This window comes from Rania fehmarnensis (assembly GCF_056494185.1).
In genome coordinates, this window is the sequence record NZ_CM151398.1 from 4,886,762 (window position 1) to 4,912,891 (window position 26,130).

24 protein-coding genes and 1 tRNA gene are annotated in these 26,130 nt (G+C 53.1%); 15 read left to right on the forward strand and 10 right to left on the reverse strand.

The genetic code is table 11. The features are described 5' to 3' along the window. Window positions 1–125 precede the first annotated feature (125 nt). Both SH573x_RS16520 and SH573x_RS16525 read right to left on the reverse strand, forming a co-directional pair. A complete protein-coding gene (locus SH573x_RS16520) occupies window positions 126–1,145 on the reverse strand; it encodes an ornithine cyclodeaminase family protein (protein ID WP_479348720.1) in 1,020 nt (339 codons plus the stop codon). A gap of 486 nt (window positions 1,146–1,631) precedes the next feature. After that, a complete protein-coding gene (locus SH573x_RS16525) occupies window positions 1,632–2,939 on the reverse strand; it encodes a hypothetical protein (RefSeq protein WP_479348721.1) in 1,308 nt (435 codons plus the stop codon). Window positions 2,940–3,682: 743 nt separating this feature from the next. Between SH573x_RS16525 and ric the strand changes: the two genes are divergently transcribed. Both ric and SH573x_RS16535 read left to right on the forward strand, forming a co-directional pair. Further along, entirely contained in the window at window positions 3,683–4,423 is a 741-nt protein-coding gene (gene ric / locus SH573x_RS16530) for an iron-sulfur cluster repair di-iron protein (RefSeq protein WP_479348723.1), read from the forward strand. 72 nt (window positions 4,424–4,495) lie between these two features. Continuing rightward, entirely contained in the window at window positions 4,496–5,239 is a 744-nt protein-coding gene (locus SH573x_RS16535; protein ID WP_479356749.1) for a YwiC-like family protein, read from the forward strand. A 124-nt stretch (window positions 5,240–5,363) separates the two neighbouring features. Here SH573x_RS16535 and SH573x_RS16540 read toward each other — a convergent pair whose 3' ends face one another. Then, window positions 5,364–5,603 (reverse strand): thioredoxin family protein, encoded by a 240-nt coding sequence (locus tag SH573x_RS16540; RefSeq protein ID WP_479348724.1) that lies wholly within the window; start codon window positions 5,601–5,603, stop codon window positions 5,364–5,366. A gap of 165 nt (window positions 5,604–5,768) precedes the next feature. Between SH573x_RS16540 and SH573x_RS16545 the strand changes: the two genes are divergently transcribed. After that, a complete protein-coding gene (locus SH573x_RS16545) occupies window positions 5,769–6,122 on the forward strand; it encodes a winged helix-turn-helix transcriptional regulator (protein WP_479348725.1) in 354 nt (117 codons plus the stop codon). A 128-nt stretch (window positions 6,123–6,250) separates the two neighbouring features. Here the strand turns inward: SH573x_RS16545 and SH573x_RS16550 are convergent, their stop codons facing one another. Next, entirely contained in the window at window positions 6,251–8,473 is a 2,223-nt protein-coding gene (locus SH573x_RS16550) for a nitric-oxide reductase large subunit (protein WP_479348727.1), read from the reverse strand. A 160-nt stretch (window positions 8,474–8,633) separates the two neighbouring features. Between SH573x_RS16550 and SH573x_RS16555 the strand changes: the two genes are divergently transcribed. From SH573x_RS16555 to SH573x_RS16565, 3 genes are all read left to right on the forward strand, one after another. Next, complete coding sequence (locus SH573x_RS16555) at window positions 8,634–9,056, forward strand: RrF2 family transcriptional regulator (protein ID WP_479348729.1); 423 nt, start codon at window positions 8,634–8,636, stop codon at window positions 9,054–9,056. Further along, entirely contained in the window at window positions 9,053–9,307 is a 255-nt protein-coding gene (locus SH573x_RS16560; protein WP_479348730.1) for a DUF3565 domain-containing protein, read from the forward strand. The genes SH573x_RS16555 and SH573x_RS16560 overlap by 4 nt, the downstream gene beginning before the upstream one ends. 175 nt (window positions 9,308–9,482) lie before the next feature. After that, window positions 9,483–9,914, forward strand: coding sequence for a hypothetical protein (locus SH573x_RS16565; protein WP_479356864.1), 432 nt, complete (start codon window positions 9,483–9,485; stop codon window positions 9,912–9,914). Here SH573x_RS16565 and SH573x_RS16570 read toward each other — a convergent pair. From SH573x_RS16570 to SH573x_RS16585, 4 genes are all read right to left on the reverse strand, one after another. Further along, window positions 9,843–10,259, reverse strand: coding sequence for an HNH endonuclease (locus SH573x_RS16570; RefSeq protein WP_479348731.1), 417 nt, complete (start codon window positions 10,257–10,259; stop codon window positions 9,843–9,845). The two genes, SH573x_RS16565 and SH573x_RS16570, sit on opposite strands and share 72 nt — an antisense overlap. A 6-nt stretch (window positions 10,260–10,265) precedes the next feature. Then, window positions 10,266–10,517: a hypothetical protein gene (locus SH573x_RS16575; RefSeq protein WP_479348733.1), complete on the reverse strand. Its 252-nt coding sequence runs from the start codon at window positions 10,515–10,517 to the stop codon at window positions 10,266–10,268. A gap of 480 nt (window positions 10,518–10,997) precedes the next feature. Further along, a tRNA-Arg gene (locus SH573x_RS16580) sits at window positions 10,998–11,071 on the reverse strand. A 724-nt stretch (window positions 11,072–11,795) separates the two neighbouring features. Next, window positions 11,796–13,358: a transposase gene (locus tag SH573x_RS16585; protein WP_479348734.1), complete on the reverse strand. Its 1,563-nt coding sequence runs from the start codon at window positions 13,356–13,358 to the stop codon at window positions 11,796–11,798. A 156-nt stretch (window positions 13,359–13,514) separates the two neighbouring features. On the opposite strand from SH573x_RS16585, the gene SH573x_RS16590 reads away from it, so the two are divergent. Both SH573x_RS16590 and SH573x_RS16595 read left to right on the forward strand, forming a co-directional pair. Then, the gene (locus SH573x_RS16590; protein ID WP_479348735.1) at window positions 13,515–14,873 is read left to right on the forward strand and encodes a serine hydrolase domain-containing protein; all 1,359 of its coding nucleotides are present in this window, start codon (window positions 13,515–13,517) and stop codon (window positions 14,871–14,873) included. 213 nt (window positions 14,874–15,086) lie between these two features. Then, window positions 15,087–15,614 carry a MarR family winged helix-turn-helix transcriptional regulator gene (locus SH573x_RS16595; protein ID WP_479348736.1) on the forward strand — a complete coding sequence of 176 codons (528 nt, stop codon included), beginning with the start codon at window positions 15,087–15,089 and terminating at the stop codon, window positions 15,612–15,614. A 143-nt stretch (window positions 15,615–15,757) separates the two neighbouring features. Here SH573x_RS16595 and SH573x_RS16600 read toward each other — a convergent pair whose 3' ends face one another. Beyond that, a complete protein-coding gene (locus SH573x_RS16600; protein WP_479348737.1) occupies window positions 15,758–16,714 on the reverse strand; it encodes a mannonate dehydratase in 957 nt (318 codons plus the stop codon). A gap of 137 nt (window positions 16,715–16,851) precedes the next feature. After that, window positions 16,852–18,213 carry a DUF1501 domain-containing protein gene (locus SH573x_RS16605; RefSeq protein WP_479348738.1) on the reverse strand — a complete coding sequence of 454 codons (1,362 nt, stop codon included), beginning with the start codon at window positions 18,211–18,213 and terminating at the stop codon, window positions 16,852–16,854. A gap of 959 nt (window positions 18,214–19,172) precedes the next feature. On the opposite strand from SH573x_RS16605, the gene SH573x_RS16610 reads away from it, so the two are divergent. From SH573x_RS16610 to SH573x_RS16640, 7 genes are all read left to right on the forward strand, one after another. Next, a complete protein-coding gene (locus SH573x_RS16610) occupies window positions 19,173–20,762 on the forward strand; it encodes a hypothetical protein (protein WP_479348739.1) in 1,590 nt (529 codons plus the stop codon). Continuing rightward, window positions 20,746–21,396, forward strand: a complete 651-nt coding sequence (locus SH573x_RS16615; protein WP_479348741.1) for an ABC transporter ATP-binding protein — start codon at window positions 20,746–20,748, stop codon at window positions 21,394–21,396. The genes SH573x_RS16610 and SH573x_RS16615 overlap by 17 nt, the downstream gene beginning before the upstream one ends. Beyond that, complete coding sequence (locus tag SH573x_RS16620) at window positions 21,396–22,595, forward strand: FtsX-like permease family protein (RefSeq protein WP_479348742.1); 1,200 nt, start codon at window positions 21,396–21,398, stop codon at window positions 22,593–22,595. The genes SH573x_RS16615 and SH573x_RS16620 overlap by 1 nt, the downstream gene beginning before the upstream one ends. 309 nt (window positions 22,596–22,904) lie before the next feature. Then, window positions 22,905–23,525 carry a thioredoxin family protein gene (locus SH573x_RS16625; RefSeq protein ID WP_479348743.1) on the forward strand — a complete coding sequence of 207 codons (621 nt, stop codon included), beginning with the start codon at window positions 22,905–22,907 and terminating at the stop codon, window positions 23,523–23,525. A gap of 39 nt (window positions 23,526–23,564) precedes the next feature. Continuing rightward, the gene (locus tag SH573x_RS16630) at window positions 23,565–23,762 is read left to right on the forward strand and encodes a hypothetical protein (RefSeq protein WP_479348744.1); all 198 of its coding nucleotides are present in this window, start codon (window positions 23,565–23,567) and stop codon (window positions 23,760–23,762) included. A 48-nt stretch (window positions 23,763–23,810) separates the two neighbouring features. Then, window positions 23,811–24,713 (forward strand): orotidine-5'-phosphate decarboxylase, encoded by a 903-nt coding sequence (gene pyrF, locus SH573x_RS16635; protein WP_479348745.1) that lies wholly within the window; start codon window positions 23,811–23,813, stop codon window positions 24,711–24,713. A 234-nt stretch (window positions 24,714–24,947) separates the two neighbouring features. Beyond that, the gene (locus tag SH573x_RS16640; protein ID WP_479348746.1) at window positions 24,948–26,108 is read left to right on the forward strand and encodes a DegT/DnrJ/EryC1/StrS family aminotransferase; all 1,161 of its coding nucleotides are present in this window, start codon (window positions 24,948–24,950) and stop codon (window positions 26,106–26,108) included. Window positions 26,109–26,130: the final 22 nt, after the last annotated feature.

Consider the following 26,130-nt stretch of genomic DNA (forward strand, 5'->3'; position numbering starts at 1 on the left):
CGGGTGCTCGCATGATTCCGAACCGCTCCAGCAAACGATCGCAATAGCGTGACTTTCCAGGATTGCTGATCGCATTTCCTCCACGATCTTGTTTCGCGAACTCGGAATTGGAGCAAGCGAGGGTCTTACGCCAATCGAAATTCTTGTCCGACTCCTCGCTCTTGAGCGGTACGAAAGGTCAATTGAGCTAAGGCAATATCACAGATCGACATCCCAATGGGAACCGCTACGATTCTCTCTCGGTCACTCTCCCTCCCTTTCTTCTTTCCAGCCACGACCTCTCCAATGGTAGCGTAGACATGAGGCATCCCGCCCGGAAACTCGGGATCAGGCTGTCCGTCCTCCGTCAATCTATCTCTACCGATATCATCGAAGTATTTAGCCAACGGAATGTCGTCGACCAAAAATTTATCCGCGAGATGCAGCGCTTCTGCGGTATAGGCACAGCCACCCTCAATCCCTACGCCAAAGCTCCCTTCATGGAACCACTCGGGCTGAATGATATGAACATCTCCGTTGGTACAAGTAGAGATTACATCTGCTCCCTTCAGACAAGATTGTGGATCGTTGCAAACACGAATACTGCCAGTGAAATACTGACTAGCTGCTTCACGAAGGGCAACACTAGCGGGTTGGAAGATGTCGTATAATCTGACCTCTCGAATAGTTGGGACCAAGTTCGTAAGAAATCTCAAATGCATCGTTCCCTCGAAGCCGCAACCGACCAACGCTAACGATTCAACGTCGGCTCGACTGCAGTATTGGGCAGCAATGGCGCTCACCGCAGCCGTCCTGAGTCCCGTCAAATAGCTACAATCCATGATTGCCAGTGGAATACCCGTCTTCGTATCATTGACGATTTGAACTCCGGTGACATTGGGAAGATCGAATTGCCGGTTCTTGACAAATCCGCCGACCCATTTGAGCCCACAGGCACCGAGGCCATGCAAATAGGCCGGCATGGCATGAATGAAATTCGCAGGATCCGTTTCTGTTGGATGGACACCGATTTTGGGATGCATTTCCACTGTACCAGCGGCGTGTTCTACCAACGCTTGCTTAATCACGTCAACAACCTGATGAGGCGCTAACTCGAGTCCGACGATGTCGGCTCGCGAGAGCAAAAGCACATTTATTGGTTTCAAAAGTCTTTCCTTTTTTGTAAAAATGTACGACTGATCTTTAATTGCTACTTCCGATTCTGAAATGCGTCACTCATTGCCCTTGCCATTGGGATTGGGGTGTAATGACCGTGTGGCAGGATGGACGGGAGATTCAAAATCGTCTGGCTTCACCCTTAAGATGCTACAATCGCTGGTGCGAAGAACCTTTACTTCCTTCCAATCGTTTAGACAATCGGGCACTTGTTTGACTGAGCCGCCGCGACCACGAGCATGCGCTCACTAGCTCGCAACGATTATCGGATTTCGAGAAGCAAATAGAAATCGACACTGCGAACCATTGCGTTCTGGTGGAATCCACCATCGGGACGGCCTGCATGAAAGTCATCTCCCGGCGGAACTGGCTGAGTTATCACAGATGCCGGACATCAAAGTTGCTTACGTCCATTGCAGCCTACTCTTATGCTAACCAGTTTCAAAATCCCGACGAACCAAGAAATGAATGACAACCTAATTTCGAGTTGCCTGAACGTGCTTCCATTCTTCCGGCAATCCCGACTTCGTTTCGACCAATATCGCCAAGATGTTTTTTCGAGTGGATTCATCCAAATGCTTGTAGTCATCCGACCGATTTTCACTCGACAACACTAGAAGCAACTGCCGGTAAATTTCGCTACGGAGTAACGGTTCGAGCGTATCAAATGCATCCGAGTAAATCAGGTAGCTACAGGGATACTTGAACATACGTGTCTTCAAGTCGAAATCTCGCAATGAGCGACCTTGAGAGTCCTTTGGCCCACGGTTTTCAAACTGTACTACGAAATCTTCGATGCCGCTCACGTCGCTGGTCAGTTGGAACTCGTTCGAAAACAGCAGGCAATCAACGACCGATTTTGCGAGTCTTCGAACATGAACTTGTAATTCCCTATCTTCTTCAGCGGTTGCTTCCTGTTTCGATCGCTCATGCATCAGGTGCCGTATGGAAAACTCTGTACGCGTAAGCGTGTTATGCATTTGCGTCTGATGTTCGAGAACCATTAGCGCTACGATATCGCTGTAGGGTGACAGGTAATGATTCGTATTAAACTCAAGGTTGAGGTCCGACCGATTGCCGTTCTTGAGGGTGTCCAGTTGTTCGCCGCGAACATATGAGTTACCCATATGTTGCATTTCGCCATGCTGCCCCGTTACGAACCAGCCACCCCAGCGCTTAGCAAACGGACTGGTGTGACCGGTAACGAACGCCTCCTTTTGCACGCTAATGTTTCCGTCATACGTTGGAAAGATGCTGCGAACAACATGCCCCGGAACGCCCTGGGTGAGCGAAGTAGCATGACACCCCAAACAGTCGTAACCCGCTCTTTTGATCGCTGGTTTGCGCGGTGACATCTCGAAGGTGTAGAACGCTGTGCCGAGTTTCGGGTCCGCGGTTGAGACCTCGATGAGAGGGCTGCCGTTAATCCAACCTACATACGTGTCGTCATTGAAGTAGATCGCACGCGGATTTTTACGAGAAATGTGTTGTACTTGCATACTAGTCTTAGAGAAAACCAACGTCTGCGATGACTCAGAGATATCAAGTGCTGCAAGCAGCGATCGTAAATACCCATGCTCTCGCGTGTAACGCAGTTCTAGCTCTTTCGATTCGAGTTTCGCAACGAGGCGGCTGACTCGATTGTCGGCTTCAGTTTCCAAATAATTGAATGGGGATTTATCGAGGTCAACTTGAAACTGGCCTCGCACTTGGCTGCTCAAAAACAAGAGCCAAAGTAGGAGTCCAATCCGAAATGTGTGTCGCAGCCATAATTCTCGATTCATTGTGCGCTTCCCGTAATGCAGTAGAGATGTTGGCCTGTTCGGATCAAGATGCGCCCATCGACGTTCACGTAGTAAACATAGCCAGCAAACGCTAGTGGTGACGAGTAGTACGAATTGGCGTGCTCCGCACCCCACAGAACTTCATAACTTGGCTTGCCCTCCTTGTGCAAAAGTTGAATTCGGCGATTCGACCCCGCAATTTTTCCAGGGTCCGCTGTAGAACCGCAACTTTTGTAGTTGCTGGAACTTTGGTGCTCCACATTAGTTTCCCCGAGTTCAGATCCATCGCATGGACGAATCCATCGTCTTGAAACGGCTCGTCGCTGGATATGACGAATACTCGATCTTGCCATACTACAGGAGATGATTGACCATAGCCTGGGACGGTGGCAGTCCATGCTATGCCATCCTGCGGAGACCATTTCAGTGGAACGCTCCTCGTCCTAACGAGGCTCGTTCCATTGTTCCGAAAGCTTGGCCAATTCTCGTCGCCAATGAAATGGAGAGCGTGTGAAGCGTGATAAGAACCGCGACCAAGCCTATCGCTCTTTTGAAACTATACATTGCGAGACCTTCTCAACAAACCTAAGTGCACGTGAGTACACATGCTATGCCACTACGTCTTCACTCTGAAACGCCGCTTGCCATTCTATACCTTCCTATGTAGAATCGCAAGGATCGCATCGAATTTGTCCGTTTCAATGGCGGGCTTGCAGAGAGGTCTGAAGTAAAGGGAGTTTCTCATGACTCGCATTGACACCAACCAATCCGTAGGGGCCTTAGTTCGCGAAAAGCCGAGTCGTTCGCGGGTGTTTGATAGTTACGGAATTGACTTCTGTTGTGGAGGGAAAGTGTCGCTAGAGCAAGCGTGCGATAATCGTGGCGTGCCGTTAGACCAAATGGTTGCGGCGATCGATATGGACGATTTGCGAGTAGTAGCAGGCACTCAGATTAACGTTGACAAGATGTCACTGAGCGAGTTGTGTGACCACATTGAAGGAACGCACCACGCATATTTACGACAGGAGTTGCCGCGTCTTGACCAGATGACTGAGAAGGTAGCCCGAGTTCACGGTGACAAGGAGCCCAAGTTGCGGGAGATTCGAGCGTTATTCCTCGAATTCCAAGCGGAATTGATGCCGCACCTGATGAAAGAGGAACATGTTTTGTTTCCAATCATTCGTCAGTTAGAAGTGAGTTCTATTCGACCTGCGTTCCATTGTGGTTCGGTGAATAACCCAATTCACCAAATGGAACATGAACACGAACATGCCGGCGATGCCTTGAAGCGTATTCGTGAACTAACAAATGATTTCGTACCTCCAGACTGGGCTTGCAACACTTACCGAGCGATGCTCGATGGTCTCAAGGAGCTAGAAGGAAATATGCACCAGCACGTTCACAAAGAAAACAACGTGTTGTTTGTCAAGGCTTCCGAGTTGGAGTCGACTTTGCCGATATCATCGCCGGTTACAAATTTGTAGTGGTGAACCGTGCGAACGTCACTTATTCAGTCCGCCAATCACCAGGAGCAAAACTCAGCCCCAGCGGCCAGCATGAAGCCTAAGGAGCATGGTGCTTATGCGATCCTATTAATACCCATGGTGACTAGCTTCCTAAGCTGGGGTATTACGACATCGGGAGTCTGTGTGGCGTTGGCTGCATTCGCTGGTTTTATGGCTCACGAACCGCTGCTCGTCATGATCGGCAATCGAGGCGCCCGAGCGAAACGAAATGCACCAAGTGCCTGGGAACGCTGTTCCTTGCTAGTAGTCGTCGCCCTCTTACTAGGATCGTACGCCTTGGTCCAAGCAAATGGCCCTGCAAGGATGGGATTGGTGGCATGTCTGTTGTTGGCGGTGGTCGGCTTTGTCATTGCCGTACGAGGAAAACACAGAACCTATGCTGGCCAATTGCTGGGAGTTGCATCGCTTTCCGCACCGAGTCTGGCTATAAGCCTACTTGCTGGTGCAGCTTGGGAGACAAGCGTTTCAACGTGGTGCACTTGGTTGCTGGGTTTTGCGGCTACGACATCGGGAGTACGTAGTGTCATTGCAGCTCAGAAACAGAAACCACGATTTGCGTATCTTGCTGCAATGGTGGTACTGACGACGGCTGCTATCTTGTTGCAGCTACCGCTTAAACTCTCGCCTTTGTCGTGCCTTCCAATGGTGCTTGCTGGTTGGTACCTGCACTTCTGCCCGCCACCTGTTCGACAAATCCGACGCGTTGGCTGGACGCTTGTGGGCGTTACGTTGTTTACTGCGATTCTGCAAGTACTCGCTGTTACGCGAAGCTAAGCATTTTCGGTTAGTACGCGACGTTTGTGATCCTGAATTAAGAGCTATTCGATGCGCGAACGTTCCCCGTCATTCAATAAATCCGGTCGATACGTCCGCGCACCGTTGCCCTGACGTATCTGCTTTAGCCTTTCAGGGCGGTTAGATCTGCACCGTGATTGATGTGAAACACCTGACCATCGATCACGAGTGCTGGTACGGAATTAATGCCAATCGATTCGGCTTCGCTAACTCGGCCACGTTCGGTACCGAGATGGACAATATCGACGTGGTACTTGGCTGGATCTAGAGCCAGGGCAACATTTTTTTCTGCTGCGACGCAAACTGGACAGCCTGCGTGGTAGAAAGTAGCTTTGGCTTTCATAGAAAGGTCTCCGTTAAAAGTTTTGAATTGACCGCGAACTGCGATCGTTACATCTTCACAACTATCATTACCTGGACAATGAATTGAGCAAGAAAGCACCATTCGGTGCCCAGTCACTTTTTGGTGCCCGGTAGTAATGACGCCTTGAAGAGCTAATATTAAAGTATGTCCCCATCCAAACGACCTACGCGAAAAGAATCACTGACAACCAGCGAACGCTCTGCGTATCGACGCCTGGAGGATGTTGTAGGCTGCAAATGGTCAGCGGCAGTGTTGGCCGCCATCGGCAGAGGAGTCACTCGCCCCGGCCAGTTGCAACGCTTTATTCCTGGTATCTCGACCAAAGTTTTGAATGAAAGACTGCGGAAATTGGTCGACTATCGATTGATTACTCGAACGGATATCGAAGGTAATGTCCCACACACGGAATATTCTCTAACGGAAACCGGCGCAAAGCTTTGTGCAATCATCGAGAGCATCCGAGATTTGGACGAGGTGCACGGTGATAGCGGCTCCTAGTCGGTGAGACGCGAAACATCAAAAGAAAGAGTGGCGATCCAAATTCTACACATCAGTTTCATTAAATCACTCCAGCAAATTTCTATCCAACCAATCTCTTATTTTCAAGCTACTCGCTTGACGCCGGTTCAGGCAGTCTTCTTAAAGGAACTTCCTGTCTTCAAACCCGCAACGAATAGGACCAAGGCCAACGCTCCGAAGAAGAAAATCGTATCCCCGGGAACTCGCATCCAACGCAATGTTTGCATCAGATCAGTTTGCATGAATTCGCTGCTGCGGGCATACCAATAGCCATGTTCGACGGAAGCTTTGGTTTGCAGAAGTCCAACTGGTAATAGGGAGAGCATGCACATGGCAAACAGTCCAACATTCAATCCCCAGAAACCCATCCGCAGCAATCCGTCCTTCCACTCGCGAGCTGGAATCAAGACTCGCAAGCACATTAACATCAGTCCGATGCCTAGCATCCCGTAAACGCCAAACAATGCCGCGTGGCCGTGTAGCGGGGTCGTATTCAACCCTTGCATGTAATACAGAGCGATGGGTGGGTTGATCATAAAGCCGAATAGACCGGCACCTATCATATTCCAAAATGCAACGGCGACGAAGTAGTAGATGGGCCACTTGTATCTTTGAACCCAGGGAGACTTTCTGGATCGACGCAGGTCCTCCAATGCATCAAAACTTATCAGAGTCAGCGGAACTACTTCCAGCGCGCTGAATACCGAGCCCCAAACTAAAGCTACCGTGGGCGTTCCACTAAAATACAGATGATGCAGCGTGCCAATGATGCCACCCGACAAAAATACCGTGGCCGACAATAGTGCCGCTGCTGCAGCTGCACCTGGTTTCACAAGATTCAATCTCATGAAAACAAATGCGATCACCGTGGTGGCAAAGACCTCGAAGAAGCCTTCGACCCAGAGATGCACAACCCACCAGCGCCAATATTCGACCATGGTTAAATGCGAATGATGCCCCCACGTTAAACCGGCACCATAAAACAGAGCGATCGCTGCGGTGGCGACTGTGAGCAAAGTGACGAGTTGCCGTTGATGCCCTGTTTGCCTGAGTGCGGGTAGCAGTACTCGAATCATTAAGGCTAGCCACAGTAACAGGCCGACCATTAACAAGATTTGCCAGAACCGTCCCAAATCGACATATTCGTATCCTTGATGACCAAAGTAAAACGAGACCGTATCGGTCATGTGGTTCTTGATGCTCAACCATTCTCCGGCCAATGAACCCACGACCACCAGCAACAAGGCTGCGAATAGTACATTCACTCCCAGTCGTTGGTACTTCGGTTCCCGATCACTGACTAAAGGGCCAATGAACAATCCAGCAGCCAACCATGCCGTCGCGATCCAAAACAGACCAATTTGAACGTGCCAAGTTCTGGCCACGCTGTAGGGCAAGTACTCTGCCAGCGGAATACCATAGAAGCCATCCCCTTCGACACCATAATGTGCTGTGACAACTCCCAATCCCATTTGAACCAGGATAAGGGCTGCCACGACCCAAAAATATTTGATCGTTGCCCGTTGCGATGGTGTCGCTTCCCATCTAGCCAATGGATCCGATGTTTGCGGGTCACTATCTTCCTCTTCCTCCTTCCGCGTAGCATGCCACCATGCCATCGCGGAAATGCCTGCCAACAAGACGATGATGCTCACGCCAGTCCACACAATGTTGTCCCCGGTTGGACGATTGCCAACTAGCGGCTCGTGCGGCCAATTGTTGGTGTAGCTGGCAATATCTCCGGGGCGCGTTGTAACGGCCGCCCACGAGCTCCAAAAATAGAACGCGGCCAGTTTGCGCAAGCGATCTTCGCTGGAAACTGTGTTCGGCGGAATCGCATAATCGGCATTGCCAGCGATAAAAACGGATCGATAGTGCTCGAGATTTGCTGCGAAGGCTTCCGCTCTCAAGGGTGAAATCGTGACAACACCTGACAAACTGTCGTACGAATTCTCGCGCAGCTGCTGACTCAGCCGCGCTGTCAGTTGCCCCTTGCGCTCAGCGTCCAGGTCGTCAAACGTTGAATTGAATTCCCTTGCCGCCCAGGCATTGACAATGAAAACCGCTTCGCGGTGCAGCCAATCTGCCGTCCAGTCGGGGGCTACGTAGCTACCGTGTCCCCACACCGATCCAACTTGCATCCCACCAAGGGCCTGCCATACATTTTGGCCCGCCATGACCTCGCCGCTTTCAATCAACGTCACGCCATCCGTAGTTACAAACTTGTCAGGAATGGGGGGCATTTCCTGGTAGATTCGTGTGCCGACCCAACCCAATACTAGGAATGAAACCACCATTACGCCGCCGAAAGCCAACCAGAGTCGCGACATGTTTTTCTCGTCTTCAAGGATGCAAGAGGCTTGATAGAATCGTGCGGAAGAAATACGGTCACATTGTGCACCCTATGGTATAGAATTGCATTGTGCACGTCAACGTGTAGAATAGACTGACCAAGTTCGCACAAGAAATTTGAACGGAAAGTTCCAATTCATGCTTTCGAAAACTGCCGAGTATGCTTTACGCGCGGTCACCTGCATGGCCAGTCGTATGGGAGAGCCTACATCGGCTGAAGAACTAGCTGCTGCAACCCAAGTTCCTAGGCGCTATTTGCATCGAGTACTGCAAGACCTTGCTGCGGCTGGGCTCGTCCGCTCGCGGAGTGGTCCTGGTGGCGGTTACGAAGTGGCTAAGGAACCAAGTGAAATTGCCATACTGGATATAGTCGATACAGTCTCACCGATGGAAAGAATCCGATCCTGTCCGCTTGGAATTAAATCGCATAAGAAGTTATGCCCTTTGCATGCAGAGCTCGACCGAGTCTACGCAGCTGCGGAAGCAGCGTTTGCCGGAGTTACAGTTCAACAGTTGCTGGAATCCGCTGATCCGATCATACCATTGCGATCAGGAGAATGAATTCGAACTTGCCATCAAGCAAAATCGACGGTGATTTTGCACAAGCCATTGTCGGCTACCATTCGGATGAACATGGACATTGGGTTGCACAGCTCGCATGCGGCCACAACCAGCATGTTCGGCATGATCCACCTTGGATGATTCGTCAATGGGTGACAACGATAACTGGACGCGATGCCATGATTGGCTATCGGCTTTATTGTAAAAAATGCGAAGAAGGTGCCCCGAGCGACGACCGACCCAATTCCTAGCCTTTTGCAGTTCATCTCGTATTCCAGCAGTCCTAGCAGGCACGCAACGAGCAGTTAAACAGCACGCAAAATACCCGAACGCCTAACCATCAACCCCCCGTTCCACGTCGCCACCAAGCGCAGTGGAACCAGGCAGATTGAAAGTGGAGCGAAGCCCGTTATCCCTGCTAGCCGCGTGCCCCGCATCAGCCGTTTGCTCGCCCTGGCTCACCACTGCTTTCAACTGGTTAGAACCGGCGCAATCATCAACCAATCAGAACTCGCCCACTTCGGCCAGATCTCGACGACACGGATGACGCAGATCATGTGGCTCGACAACCTCGCCCCCGACATCCAAGAAGAGATCCTCTTTCTGCCCAAAACCAACAAAGGCCGCGACACGATCAAAGAAGCCGACATTCGTCCCATCGCCAAGACACTCGACTGGAACAAACAACGACTAATGTGGAATAGGCTGCGTCAAGGCGTCATTGACTCTTCTCGCATCGCATTAATTATAGATGGCATGACTTCAATTGATGTGGCCGAAGCCGCACTAACGCGGTTTCCGAATCGATTTTGCAAGCAAGGCTCTGAATGTAAGCAGCTCAGGACGGTTCAACTTTAGTAGTGAGATTGTAACTCGTCCGATGGCCGTCTTGGCCAAAAGGGATCCATCTTTCATCAACTCCAAGTGCTCGTCCCATAAATCGGTCCTGGGATGAAAGAGTCTTACGATCTCTCCCGTTGTCTCGTCGACCGAAGCAAGGTCGCTCCCTTTACCGCGATTGCAAACGAAGCAGGTCCAAGCCAAATTTCCTTCCGTCGTTTCGCCGCGATGCTTTACGGCGATGATGTGGTCTGGCTCATGTGGCAAGAAGGCATCGTCTTCATGAAGAAGGCAATATTCACATCTGTGACCGGCGCGTTCACGAATCAGCCGGCGAAGTTCTGCTGGCACATATTCGCTCATTCGCTCCTAGCTTCCTTGTCGCGCACGTATCTGGGCTTTCACCATGCGCATCAAAAGCTCGGCTTGCTCGTATTGATCTAGTTCGTGCTTAAGGTCGTCATCCAATTGGCCGGTTCGGTTCAGCGAAAGAAGCTGCGAGGCTCGTTGGACGACGTCGGCAGACGGCCGAAAATTCAAAATCTGTTCGTCGGTCGGGCCTGAACCAAACAGTTGAGCGATCTCTTCGAAGACCTTCGATGCGGCTTGTGTTGTCGACATGCTCGACCTTCAATTGAGAGTCTTCGGACGTTAACTACGTGGCAGTACGGCAACCAGCTCGATTGGCAGCCCCGTTGTCCCCGTTTGCTGGCGTTAAACCGTTTCATTGTACCAGCCGTGGCTAAATGATTCGAGCTCAACCAGAGGGGTCGTTTCCAGACTGGACGTTGGGCTCCGATGCTGGCCCCCCTGTTAACCCGGCGGTCGGCTAGTTTGAGGTCCGAGTCGGTCGGTCGGGGGCAATCGGCGTTGTGACAAGCAACCCTTATCAACTCGAGAGCGCCAAAGTTCCCGAGAGAAAACACCGTTCAGACGGACGCAACATTCGGAACATCTGCTCGCGGTAAGAACGGCGAGAGCGCGGCAAACGAGGGCCAGAAAATCAAAAACACTGCGGATTTGAGCGATCGATGCGTCGCGTAAGAAAACCTCTCACTCTGCGAACTGGCGTGTTGCCTAAAGTTCGCAGGATAAGACGAGTACGCCCGGAAGGATTCGAACCTTCAACCCTCGGTTCCGAAGACCGATGCGCTATCCAGTTGCGCCACGGACGCGTAGTGGTCGCATTTTAGAGTTTTTTAAGGAGGTTGCAAGGAGGTCGCAAGGAACGCCGCGTCTTCGGTTCAAGCGTCTTGACTCCAACCTCGCCCTGCAGGCGCTTACGAGGTGACGATCACCTCTCCAAGGCTTTTGACTTGGGAGGTCGAATCGAGCCGTAGCGCAGCAGTCTTGCTTTGCGCTGTGCCCCCTCCCGCAGCTCTCTCAGCTCTCTGGAGATCGTACTGCTTTTAAGTTGTTCGTTCTGAGTGGCACTGGCAATGCTGCGCATAGCCAGTGCCACCCTAAGACCTTTGCATTTTCATGGCTAACAGATGTACGATCTCTCTGCGCTGGGGGAGGTGACCGCTGATACTGCCATCATCTCTCGTCCCGGGTACTATGTCCGTGCTTCAGGGCGGTGTTGGGCTCAGCAGGAGCATTCGCCCTCCCGGACGATTGGTCGGTCGAAGATTGAGTTAGAGGGTGCTCAGCGGCTGGGGACAGCCGCTGCTACGTGAAGGGCCCCCTCCCGCAGACTTCGGCTTAACGCCTCGTCTGCGACCTCCCCCAGCGAAGGAGAGCGATGCGATAATAGCAAAGCGTAGTCTCTTATTGATGTGGGGCGGTTGTTTTTTTGCTGACTCAACGCGCTGGGGAGGTTGTTATTTACGAATCCTGGTTCGTCTCGAGGCGAAATTTAGCCCAGACTGCCCAAAGCGGCGATTTGAACGGCTTTTTTCACCCGATTGCGACAGTCGGTGCGCAGCGCTCCACGGCAAGCAGTTTTGCCAGTCGTTTGACGTTCACTGTGAAGCATGTCATCAGTTGTTGGATCTTCACTTTTGCCAGACCGCAGTATCTTGCACAACGACCGCGCCCGTGCCGAGCCACTTCCCCTAACTTCCGTTCGATGGCCGGATGCTCACGCCGGACTTGTTGGTATTGCTCTGTCTTGGACTTCTGACGAGCACGTTTGTATTCTTCTTCATACTCATTCTTATTCACTCGTCGACCTCGACGGCTGGTCTCTTTCATCTTGGGGTTGCACTGCGCGAGCAACGGACAGCCCCAACATTTCTTAGCCGGAAAGTCGAACGTCGTGCGGTTAGGCTTCGTGGCATCTTGAAATCCTTTATTGGATGTGTGGCCAGCTGGACATGTCACATGCTCGCCGTCTGAGGTCAATGCAAACGCCGTCGAAGCAAAGCCTTCATCGTTGCCGAAGTCACGCGGCGGTGTGATCACATCAACTTCCATCCCGCCAGGGCCTTCCAACGCGCGCAGCATTGGCCCGTTAAATCCCGCGCCGTCAAGGGATAGCTGTTCGATCTTGTTGCCATGAGCTTGCTGTTCGCGTTCAATCAGATGAACCGCGTCTTGGGCCTCAGCACCGTTTGCCGGAAGCACCTCAAGTTGAGTGATCAGCTGGCTATCGGCGTCCATCAACACATCGACCAAATAGCCGTCGTAAAACTCGCCATGCATTCCGCGGCGGGCATCGCTATCAACCACGCTCAGCGTGCGATCACCCTGACCTGGGTTCAAGCAATCGCTCACGATCTTTTGAGCGAGCGCACGTACTTCGATGAATCGTTTCCAAGACTCTTGGCAATCACTCTCTTGGGATGGATCGGGCTGCTCGAGCATCCACGTCAGGATGTCGCCGACTAAATCCAGACGAGCATCAAGGCGAATCTCCTCGGATTCTTTCTCGGTTTCGACGCGGCTTCGATCGGCTCGGATACGGAATCCTTGAGCGACCTCAGCATCAATGGGCTCGATAGCAGCGAGCATCTTTTCTCGCAGCTGCGCCAGCAGTTTCAACGTGGTGGGCACAGCAATATTGGCATAGACGTGTGTGGCATCTTTAAGTCGCAACCGATCGCTGACAAGGCCCTTGCTGCGCGCGAAGCTGATCAGTCGGTCGAAAACTTTCTGCATCCCCTCTTCTCCGATGCGACCCCGAAAGCGACTCAAAGTACTTCCGTCCGGCAACTTACAAGTAATCGGCACTTGCAGAAACCAGCGGAACAATAAATCCGAACTGGCTCTTTCTAGGACTTTGCTGTCTGATAGATGATAGAGATATTGCAGGTACAACACCTTCAGGAGGAGGATTACTGGCAGGGTGGGCCTACCTCCCTCACGACAATAATACTTCTCCAGCTCAGGCCGGAAACTTTCCCAGGGGACTATCTCCAACGCATCTAAAAGGGGCGACTTGAGCGGCAGCACACGCTTATAGATCGCCAGATCCGACGCACGAATCTCAAACAAAAAATCGCGATGGTTCGTTAGCATAATGATTGCACCGAGTTGGAACGTCGGCCTCTTCAACCATAATACCCATGCCAGAGCAAATTGGAATTAAATCAGCACTCTCCGAAGCTGGGAGAGGTGACGGAGGCGCAGTAGAATGAATGGCGAATCGAGTTTGTTACTCTGGTTACGCGGTGCATGATGATTGTGTTTCTGATGTTGATGATCAGTTTGTGCCAAGCACCTCCTGCGCCGGACGAAAGCAAGGATTTTTCGGCAGGGCAGCGCGGGGAAACAATTGTGGCTTGGGTCAAGAGCTTTGAGCCGCATGGGTTTACCGGCAGCGTGCTGGTGGCTAAAGATGGACACGTGGTGGCGGCCGTCGGGGCCGGCTCGGCCGATCTGCAACACCAAGTTCCTAACACACCAGCTACTTTGTTTGAAGTCGCTTCAGTAACCAAGTCATTGACGGCCATCGCTGCTTTGCGACTGGTCGAACAAGGCAAGCTATCGCTGGATAGCTCGATCGCTGAGTATCTGCCAGCGGTACCTGAGAACTGCCAGGCAATCACCGTCAGGCACTTGCTGCAACATACCTTGGGAGTTTCGGCTGATAACGTAGAAGGCGGTGGTGAAGATGTTGAAAAGTCCATTGCCGCTTATTTGCTGAATGGCCCCAGCAATCCACCCGGTTCGAAGTTTGAATACTGGAACCAAGGTTATGCACTAGCCAGCGAAGTCTTGGCTCGCGCAGGTGGTAAGCCGTATACCGAACTATGTCGCGAACTGGTATTCGAACCAGCCGCGATGAAAGGTAGTTGCTTCACTGGCGATCGCGCACCGGAAGTGTCGAGCGTGGCGGTTGGTCGTTCGCTATTCGACGAGCCGCGGTCGGCGCTAGAACATCCCTACGGAGCTTACGATATGCGCTACCGCGGTATGGGCGGGGCAGTCAGTAACGTATGGGATTGGTGGCGGCTGAACGAAGCCCTCGATAGCGGGACGCTACTAAATGCGACATCGCGCGAAACGCTATTGACGCCGGAACTGGGTGACTATGCGCTCGGCTGGTATGTACTGAAGGATCGTCAAGGCCGACAACTGCAAATGCATACCGGCGTTGTGCAAGGCTTTTCAGCGTTGGTGATGCGCTACCCCGAAACCAAGTCGTTCATCGCGATCTTTTGCAATCAGGATGCCGCCGATGTTTATGCGATGGCCGCAGACGTGGATGCACTCTTGAATGATAAACCACCCGTTCGCACGCGGCCGCCGGCAGCGCTAGATGCGGCATTGGCCAAGGCTTTAGCTGGTCGTTATGAAACTTCGGATGGACGAATATGCACAGTGCGAATCGATGGTCCGGCGACGCGCATCGAAATTCAATGGGCGCCTCCCAACGGGCCGGGTACCCAGGCAACACTCGGCCAAAACGTGGCGGGCAATCTGGTCATCTATGAACCGAGGGAAAACACAGAACTCGTTGCGAAGCCAGCTGATGATTCTAAGTTGATTGGTCGGATTCAGCTTGGCCATATTTTGTTTGAACGCAAATAGCCATTTCATTTTTTGAGCAACTTTTGGTCAAGTTCTCCGCGATTGGTATGTAGCCACCGCTTGGCAGCGGTAGCTACGTGAACCATATCTGAGAGGTGGTCGACAAGTGCTGATGCATGTTGATAATGCTGGGCAACGCCTAACTGAAGTTGACCAGTTGCGGTCTGGTCACAAAACAGTTTGTTTTAGTATTATCTGCCAAGCTAGGGACCAATGGTCACGAAGCCTAACCATGATGCGGGACAGCGCGAACTCAAACAGCGACCGATCACTGAACTAGCTGAAGAGCTAGGTAAACGTCAGCCGTTTGATTTAATCGAAGAAGAGCTGTATGTAAGTTTGCTACGCGCGACCGACATGATGTCCACACAACTGCGTGAGCTTTTTGAAAACTATTCACTATCTGGTCCACTCTATAACGCCCTGCGCATCGTGGGCGGTGAACAGAAGTTCTCGCCCGACGGAGTGACTGTAGGAACTATTGCCAAACGCATGGTGTGTCGGCAACCCGATACGACGCGCCTAGTCGATCGCTTGGAGGCGCTGGCTTATGTGACGCGCACAACCAGTCGCCAAGACGCTCGCTGTCGTTTGGTAAAGATTACCACCAAAGGCGCTGGCATTCTGAACGACCTGCATCGGCCGGTGCGCGATCTTCATCGCAAACATTTTCGTTGCCTGAACGGTAAACAAATGACACAGTTGGAGCAATTGCTAAAAGTCATTCGACAAGCCATGTAGGCCGTTGGCGTTAGCGGTGCATGTTTGTTCCTACTCGTACTCGAAAAATCGGCGAGTAGGAGTAGGAGTAGGAGTAGGAGTAGGAGTAGGAGTAGGAGTAGGAGTAAACCTTTGGCAGTTCAACAGTTAATCACTGTTCGATCTCAAAGCCTTGGGGAGGTGCCGTGCATTAGTCCGCGCATGTATCCGAAGGCGAACAATCTGCCGAGCATCGTATAGCCTGGCTCGCCATCGTCTTCGCCCTCTAGTTGCGGGACGTGGTCGGGACGCATGTAGCCGGTGAAGCCCACATCTCTTAAGGCGCGAAGGGCTTCGGCCATATCGGTCGGACCGTTGTCGTGAAAGGTCTCGGCGAAGTCTTCGCAATGGCCGCGAACGTCGCGAAAGTGAACGTAACCGATGTGCGGCCCGAGTCGCCGAATCGTGTGCGGGATATCGACACCCATAGTCGCGAATGTTCCTAAACAAAAACAAATCTGGTTGCGCGGGCTATCGACAAGCTGAACCAGTCTCTCAAAATTATCAACACAGTTCATGATGCGCGACTTGCCCATGAAGCTGGGTAGTGGTGGATCGTCGGGATGCATGCACATGCTTACCCCGCACTCTTCGGCCAGCGGCAAGATCTCTTCGAGAAAGCGAGTGAGGTTCTGCCACAGAGCGGCCTGGTCAATGGTCGATTGCAAATCGGTCGCTTGATGATTGAGCGAGACTGCCCGCTCGGCATCGGCTAAGCGGAATGCGGTGACCTTGGCCCCACCGCGTTCCGGTGCATCAACTTGAGTTCGCACCCAATCGGTCCCGGCCATAAAGTTGTAACAGAGCACATCAAGCTCCAGCTGACGCATATTCCGCAGCAGCTCTCGCAACTCGAGCATATCCAAATCAGCATCGGCTCGGCCAAGCTTGATGCGGTCGATTGGCAAATATCCTTCGATCGCACAGACACGCATGCCGTGATCTTCGATCTGTTTCTTTAGTGAACGCAAGGTCTCCAGATCGCGGCCCGGATAGCGAATCACAATACCCTCAACACCACACTGCGCTGCTAGTCGCAGATTGGTTACCGAAGGTGGTGTGAGCACTGAAGCGAGTTTCATTTGTAAGCTAAACTGAGCTGTTTGAGTGAAGACGATCGCTCGACGGATGGTTTGAAGAAGATTGGGTTAGAGGGTTCGGAGCGGATGGTTTGAAGAGGCTTTGATTTGAGGGTGCTGAGCGGCTGAGGACAGCCGCTCTACAACAGTTCTTGGATGACCTGGCCGTGGTCTAGGGCGGCGACTGGGCGTCCGGTGTGGTTGAGGAACTGAACGGTTTGGTCGACGCCCAACACATGGTAGATGGTAGAGTGAATGTCACTGGGAGTAACCGGACGGTCCTTGGGCGTTTCGCCTTTGGCAGTGGTCGAGCCCACGATTCTTCCACCTTGGATACCGCCGCCACCCATCAAGCAGAACATGGCTTGGCCCCAGTGATCGCGACCGGGCGTCCCCATGCTCATCGGTGCTCCACCATTACCGCCATCGTTCATCTTAGGTGTGCGACTAAATTCGCCACACAAAACGACTAATACACGTTTGTCCAGTCCGCGCTGATGAAGGTCTTCGAACAACGTTGCCACGGCCGAGTCGACGATCGGCAAGTAGTTCTCGTAGCCGGTCTTCAAATCCCAATGATGATCCCAGCCGCCGAAGTGGACAGTCACAAACGTCGAACCCGCTTCGACCAACCTTCGCGCCAGCAAAACGCTCTGTCCCCAAGTATGGCGTCCATAACGATCGCGCAGCTCTGCAGGCTCTTGCGCAATATCGAACGCCTTGCGACCTTCGGTGCCCACCACTAGATCAAATGCTCGCTGATGAAAACGATCCAGCGCTTCAACTCCGCGAGAATTGTCAACGACTCGACGCATGGTATCAAAGGAGTTCAGCAGATGGCGGCGATCTTCCAGTCGATCGACAGTCAAGCCAGTTGCCAGGTTGAGATTGTTGACTTGAAAGTTGGCTGCATTGGGATCGCCATCGGTTTCAAACGGGTTATGCTCCAAGCCCAAGTAGTTGGCGCCGAAGTAACCAGGTCGAAGTCCAATGCTGCTTGCATAAGGCACCGCTACATGAGCTGGCATTCCAGCTCGGCGCGAGCCGCACAGTTTGGATGCGATTGAGCCTAGCGATGGATACTTGCCCGAGGTCTCAGCACCGCTGGCTCCACCACGACTGGTCAGCATGTAATGACCGGCGGTGAAGTGATCGCCTGAGTCATGATGTAGCGAACGAATGATCGAGAACTTGTCGGCGACCTTGGCCTGCTTGGGAAAGAGTTCGGTGATCTCGATGCCCGGGACGTTGGTGCGAATCGGACGCCACAGCCCGCGATATTCAACCGGAGCCTCCGGCTTCATGTCATACATATCCATATGACCTGGACCACCGTCGAGCCAGATTAAGATGACCGAGGTATCCTTACTGGAACCCTCTTTGGCTCGCAGTACATCGGCTAGTGCCACCGATGACATTCCGGCCACACCCAATTGCACAAAGCTACGACGCGACATCCCGTCGCAATATTTGTTTGTCCCACCTGCTTCGATTCGAAACATACGCGGCTCCTGTTTTAGTGCGTGTGGGGTGGTATTGTAATCGATCGCCAGCCCCGTGGTTAGAGGCTTAAAGTAGAAGCGGCAACTTCGGCTACGTGCGCCTCTCCTGGCGGGTCAATCGTTTAACCCGTAGCCGCCAGGCGAGGCGCACCCTCTAACCCAACGCTGCCCCACGTAGCCGATCTCGCCAGAGATTGGATGTGTCAAACGTGGTTCATCCAAAGTCTGGCGACTTCGGCTACGGTGGTTAGGCACAGTCGCTACACCGGGTGCGCCTCGCCTGGCGGCTCAATCGTTTAACCCGTAGCCGAAGGCGAGGCGCACCCTCTAACCCAACGCTGCCCCACGTAGCCGATCTCGCCAGAGATTGGATGTGTCAAACGTGGTTCATCCAAAGTCTGGCGACTTCGGCTACAGTGGTTAGGCACAGTCGCTACACCGGGTGCGCCTCGCCTGGCGGCTCAATCGTTTAACCCGTAGCCGAAGGCGAGGCGCACCCTCTAACCCAACGCTGCCCCACGTAGCCGATCTCGCCAGAGATTGGATGTGTCAAACGTGGTTCATCCAAAGTCTGGCGACTTCGGCTACGGTGGTTAGGCACAGTCGCTACACCGGGTGCGCCTCGCCTGGCGGCTACGGGTTAAACGAGCGCTGGTCACATCAAATCGGAAATCGAAAATCAAAAATCAAAAGTCGCTACACTACGTGCGCCTCGCCTGGCGGCTCAATCGTTTAACCCGTAGCCGAAGGCGAGGCGCACCCTCTAACCCAACGCTGCCACACGTAGCCGATCTCGCCAGAGATTGGATGTGTCAAACGTGGTTCATCCAAAGTCTGGCGACTTCGGCTACGGTGGTTAGGCACAGTCGCTACACTACGTGCGCCTCGCCTGGCGGCTACGGGTTAAACGATTAAGTCTGTGCTCACCTGGGATGGTGATTGAGCTATAATGGCTGACTATGAAATGGATATTGCTATTAGTTGTGACGCTGGCGTTTTCGTTGCCGGCCGCTGCGCATCCGGTGTCGATCACTTCGACGATCGTTGATGTCCGATCAGACCGCATCGATGTGGACATCGAGGTTATGCTGGAAGACCTGGTGCTCTACCATGGACTCTCGGCCGATGCCGACAACAAGTATGCGGCGGCCGATCTGAAAGCGGCGGTCGAGAAGCATCGCAAATTCTTGCTGGATTACTTTTCGATTCTCGACGGCGATGGGCAACCACTGGCAGGCAGTGTGGCTTCGGTTTCCACCGAACAGATTGATGCTCCATCGATAGGGCAAACCGAGTTGATGCGACGCACTATCAACTTCAAATTGGTCTATCCGCTGGCAAACAAGCCCAAGTTCTTGACTTTCATGCAAACCTTTGGCGGACCGAAAGCGGTGCTACCAGCGGTGATGGATCTGCATATCTTGCGCGATGGTAGCTTTGGTGAACCCGGGACACAAATGCCCCACGGGCGTCCGCATACTGTTCAACTTGACTGGAGTGAGAAAGCGACCGGCAAACGACTGTCGCTGGCGGAACTCCGTCAACAACGCAAAGCCCAACTGCAAGAGCGATTGGGCATCGCCAGTTACAGTGGACTGTTTTCATTCTTGTATATCAATCGATTTGAAGTTCGCCACGAGATCCTGATCCCGCTCCTTACGCTCGATCAATGGCTCCCGATTGAACGCCGCGATAAAGACTTTATCGAAGTTGAAGAACAAACGGCGGCAGCCAGCGCGATCGAAAAGTTTCTCGCGCAGAAACAACAAGTCACCATCAACGGCGACGTTATTCAGCCCAAACTGGTGCGCGTGAGCTTTTTTGGACTCGATATCAATGACTTTGCTCTAAACGCCGAGCCGCGTCGAGTGAACGTAGTTCAAGCTCGAGTAGGAGTCATCGTATCATTTCCGGCCCCTGCGACTCCAAGAGAGGCCACCGTGAAATGGAGTGCTTACAGTGAAAATGCGACGTTGTTCAACTCGGTGGTGTTCATTGGCGACCAGCCACCCGCCCATCACGCCTTTCAATCACTCGATAACACTTACCAGTGGTCTGGCAACTTAGTTGACGTAACGTTCAAACCGGTGCCGGTCATTGGTCAGCTGAGCAATGATGCTCAAGGCAAGCAAGACCTTGAACAACTGCTCACCAATATCTACCGAGCCTTTGATCTCCGCCAAGACGAACAAGTCTACGATGCGTTAGCACAGTCGGTTGATGGTCCACTTTTGCGTGATGTCTACTTGCGCATCAAACGCAGCTTGATTGTCGCTGAACAAGGTGGTTCGATCGCACACGTGCAAGCGGTCGTGGTCGACGAACTGAAACCGGCCAGCGGCAGTGATGCCCACGCGTTTGAAGTGACCTGGCAGGCCACAGGGGTGACTGAACATTGGGGACATGTGCACACGCGAACCAGCCAATACCGCGGTCGATTATCGCTTTCTCAGGTCGAGGGGAATTGGAAGCTGGCCAAGTTCCAGTTGCTAGATGAGAAGCGGGTCAAGTTTGAAACGAGCATCCGCGGCTATGATTCGAATCCGTGATTTGAGGCTGAGTTATGCCAGCGGTTTTGAGCTGCGCATCGATCAGCTGGATATACAACCGCGAGAGAAAGTGGCCATCGTCGGCCCAAGTGGATCGGGCAAGTCGACGTTGCTCAAGCTAATCGCCGGTGTGCTACAGCCGGATCACGGCTCAATTGAATCGGACGGTAAACCATTACAAGGCATGTCGCCTGCCGAATTGCGCAAGCGGCGAGCCACCGAGATCGGTTTTGTGTTTCAAGAGTTTGAACTGCTCGAATACCTGACGGCTGCCGAAAATATCTTGCTGCCGAACACCTTGGGACTGACCAAAGTTGCTGACCCGAAACTGCACATGCTCAGCCTGGCAGCATCGCTGGGCATCGATAATAAACTGAACAGGCGACCAGCTCAGCTGTCGCACGGCGAACGTCAACGCGTCGCCTTGTGCCGCGCGCTATTCGCGCGTCCTACTATCGTGCTGGCTGATGAACCGACCGGCAGTCTAGATCCGCTGGCGGCTCAAACGGCTATGCAACTGCTGGTCGAGCAGGTTAACCGGCTGGGCAGTATCTTGGTGGTAGTCACGCACGATCGTAGTCTGCTCGATCGCTTCGACCGCACACTTCAACTGCCTATGTCATTGGAGGCGTGATGCTCGGTTGTTGGATTCTGGCCATTCGTTACATCACGTTTTATTGGGCGCGGACCTGCATCTTGATGGCCGCTCTGACGCTCAGTCTGAGTCTACCGCTGGCGACGCGCTGGATTGTCGAAAGTTTCGAGCAAGATGCCAATGCTCGCGCGGCCGCTACGCCGATCGTCATTGGTGCCAAGGGCAGCCCGTTTGGCTTGGTGATGCACGCGCTTTATTTTCGCGGTGACGCGCCCGAAGTTATCCCACAAGCTGAGTTAACACAACTGCGGTCAGTCGCTGACCTACTCGCAATTCCGATTCACGCGGGCTACAAGGCGCAAGGTTATGCGGTGGTAGGTAGCAATGATGACTATTTGCGGCTGCGTCAATTGAACCTGGCCAGCGGGCAAGCGATGCAGCGTTTGGGCGATTGCTTGCTCGGGGCAAACGTTGCCCAGGAGTTGGGGCTGGGCGTTGATCAGCGCATCGTTACCGAACCGGCAAACATGTTCGACTTGTCAGGACCAGCACCATTGAGCCTGCGTATTCGCGGCGTCTTGCAGCGCACCGGTACTGCGGATGATGATGTGATTCATTGCCACATCCAAACGTGTTGGATCACTGCCGGACTCGGACATGGACATGATGTTGTACGTCAACCCACTAGTCCCACAGGTGGTGAACAGGAGCAGACCGAATCGAATGACGCAGTTCATCTTCACGCCGCCAGTCGTGAGAACTTGCCACAATACTCCGAAGTCACCGACGAAAATGTCAGCAGTTTTCATTTCCATGGCTCAGAAGCAAATTTTCCGTTGACCGAAATCATCGCGGTGCCCGCCAATGAGCGCGCTGGCACGTTGTTACTGGGTAAATTTCTAGACCCCAACCAACAGCTTCAGGCGCTGCGACCGATCGATATCATCGCGGAAATCCTGCAGATGGTCGCTCAAGTTCGCCGTTTGATCGAAGTACTGGCGGTGATCTTGTCGTTAGCCACAGGGCTACTGGTGGTGCTGGTGTTGTGGCTCTCGCTTAAGCTCCGTCAGAAGGAGATTGATACGCTGGTTTTGCTGGGAGCCAGCCGAGGCAAGGTGATGTCCGTGGTTTGCCTGGAAATCGCCTTTGTGTCGGTAGCCAGCGGGATTCTGGCCCTGTTGCTGGCCGGCAGCATCGCTTATAGTTCCAGTTGGATCGTGTACTGGTTCATCACGTAGCCGATCTCGCCAGAGATTGGAACCGTAGCCGAACTCGCCAGAGTTTGGAGGCGTTGATCGGAGTGCGTCCAAAGTCTGGCGACTTCGGCTACGGGGATGGCGTTGATGGTAGTGCGTCCAAAGTCTGGCGACTTCGGCTACGGGGATGTAGAGTCGCTACACTGGGTGCGCCTCGCCTGCGGCTACGGGTTAAACGAGCGCTGGTCACATCAAATCGGAAATCGGAAATCGAAAATCATAAATCGAAAATATCTACACTGGGTGCGCCTCGCCTGCGCGGCTACGGGTTAAACGAGTCCAGAGAGAAACATGACGAAGTGGCTACTTACAATCGCCTTGGTTAGTTGCCTGCTGAGTGGCTGGGCCATTGCTGGCAAATATAATCCCACCGTTAACATCGGCGATCAGATGCCGCCATGGCGTCAGTTGCCAGGTGTCGACGATAAACCGCATTCGCTGAGCGACTTGGATAAGTATGCGGTCGTGGTCGTCGTGTTTACTTGCAACAGTTGTCCTTATGCCGTTGACTACGAAAACCGCATCAATCAATTAGCTCAGAAGTATGCGGGCCCTGATTCGCAAGTTGCGGTGGTGGCAATTAATGTAAACAAAGTCGAAGCCGACCTGATGCCAGCCATGAAGAAGCGCGCGGAAGATCGCAAATTCGCTTTTCCTTATTTGTACGACGAGACTCAGCAGATCGCCAAAGCATTCGGCGCGGTTCGCACGCCCGAGTTCTTCGTGCTGAACAAGGAGCGACGCGTGGTGTACATGGGCGCGATGGACGATAACACCAAAGAAGATCAAGTCCAACAGCGTTACCTGCAAGCGGCCATCGATGCCACGCTGCAAGGCGCGGCGATCGAAGTTACAGAAACTCCGCCGGTGGGTTGTGGTATTCGATACGTCAAAGAACGCAAAAGACAGTAGTTGTTTTTTTATTATTTTGGGCCTTAGAAAGCATTTGTTATGAACGAGCAATCGCAACAACTTCCTCCAGGTAAATTCGTCGGCATCGGCATGGCGTCAACAGCAGCTCAGGAGCCGCCACCGGCGCCAGTGCAATCCTCGTTTCCGATGTGGGGCATCGTTACCATTGGTGCAGTCGTGCTGGTAGCGATCATCGTGGTGGCTATGAATTTCAAAAAGAAAGCCAGCGTCGCCTGATGGGCTCTGGCAAGCCACTGATCACGTGAATGGATTAAACGCGCATCTATGAGTTCAACATCTTCATGCTTCGGCGATCGATTGGCCGAAGCCGTTACCCGGAAGCGATCAGCGGTCTGCGTGGGGCTGGACCCACGTTGGCAGAGTTTACCAATGGTCCTCCGCGGCTCGATAGCCGCCAACGATTGGCCAGCGGTAGCGGAGCAAACCAAGGTCTACTGCTGCGAAGTCCTGGATGCGATTGCTGACTTGGCACCAGTCGTCAAGCCGCAAGTGGCTTTCTTCGAACAGCTTGGTCCGCACGGCATGCATTGCCTGGCAGAAGTGATCGCCAAAGCTCGACAACTCGGGTTGCTGGTCTTAATGGATGCCAAGCGCGGCGACATCGGTTCGACAGCGGAAGGCTATGCCGAAGCCTGGCTGGGGCCGGACAGTCCTTGGCAATGTGATGCACTGACCGTCAATCCCTATTTGGGCGATGACACGCTGCAGCCGTTCTTTGAACGAGCGCGATCAACGGGCACTGGCATTTTCGTACTAGTAAAAACATCCAACCCCGGCAGCAGCTTCTTGCAGGATCTGCCGTGCGTTGAGGGTCGCGTTTACGATCGAGTGGCTAATGTAGTCCAGTCATTGTCGTTGGAGACCAGTGGTCAATCTGGCTACGGCATAGTTGGGGCAGTTACCGGGGCGACGTACCCCCAAGAGTTGAGCGATCTGCGGTCTAAAATGCCAGCCTCTTGGTTGCTGATTCCCGGATATGGTGCTCAGGGCGGAGGTGCGGCGGAAGTTCGCGGTGGATTTGATCAGCGAGGGCTTGGAGCGATCGTCAATAGCTCACGCGGCATCATATTCGCATATGGTAAACCAGAGAATGCGGGCCTGAATTGGCAAGCAGCCGTCCGCGCGGCCGCGGAGACCATGCGGAATGACCTGCAATTTCCAGCATGAGACTTCTCTTGACGTTCATTGCTCGCATTAATTATTGTACCCAGCCAGTTAGTTATTGAGAATTTGCCCAGTTTTGGTTGCTAGGGCGAAAGCCTGGATGGCTTGCGTTGCCAAGCTAGCACGAAAGCCTTGACGGCTTCCGCTACGAAGCTTGGACGAAAGCCTTGACGGCTTCCGCTACGAACTGGGTGAAAATTCATAGATTGAAACATTTGCCGATCAAGGACGATCGAAATGAACCAAGGCAATCCCGCGCCTGTGCCTTTATTGGATGTGAATCGTGGCAATCGCGAGCTGCGCGATGAGATTCTGTCGGCCATCACAGCGGTCGTCGATAGCGGCCGATTCTTGCATGGCCCCGAAGTTACCGCACTCGAGCAAGACATGGCCAAACTATGTGCCGTGCCGCATGCGATTGGCTGCGCCTCAGGTAGCGACGCTTTGCTACTGGCCTTGATGGCCCTGGAGCTGACTTCCAGCGACGAAGTGATCGTGCCGAGCTTCACCTTTTTCGCGACAGCCAGTTGCGCTGATCGACTGGGTTGCAAGTTGGTCTTCGTTGATATCGATCCATTGACATACAACATGTTGCCCGAAGCAGTCGAGGCAGCGATCACCAGCCGCACTCGAGCGATCATTCCTGTTCACTTGTTTGGGCAATGCGCGGCCATGGATGAGCTGTGTCGCATAGCTGATCGTCACGATATTCCGATCATCGAAGATGCGGCCCAAGCAATCGGCGCGGCTTATCATGGACGACCGGCATGTAGCTGGGGAAGTATTGGATGTTTGAGCTTCTATCCCACCAAGAATTTGGGGGGCTATGGTGACGGCGGCATGCTGACAGCTCGCACCGAGAGCATGGCTGATCGCCTGCGTCTGTTCGCAGCTCACGGTATGCGGCCGCGCTATTATCATCAGGTCGTCGGTATCAACAGTCGGTTGGACACAATTCAAGCAGCTGTGCTGGGTGTGAAGTTGAAGAAACTGGACAGCTATACTCGCGCACGCCAGGCAAACGCCGCGCGTTACACCGAGTTGGTCAGCGACGCTGGACTAATGGATCGCCTCAGCTTGCCCTATCACGATCCGGCTGCGTATCACGTCTGGAATCAATACGGCGTCCGCGTCCTGGATGGTGGCCGCGACCAGCTAAAGAGTTACTTGCAGCAGAACGGCATTGGCTGCGAAGTCTATTATCCTGTACCGCTGCACCAGCAAAAGTGTTTCAGCGGACGTGGTTATCCCGAAGGCAGCTTGCCAAACACCGAGTCCGCCTCGCGCGAGATCCTGCACTTGCCAGTTTATCCCGAGTTGCAGATCGAAGAACAACTGCGCGTGGTTGACACGATTAAGACTTATTATCAGCAGGCCTACTCGCGCCGCGCTGCTTAATCATCGCTTCACCCAGCCTGCG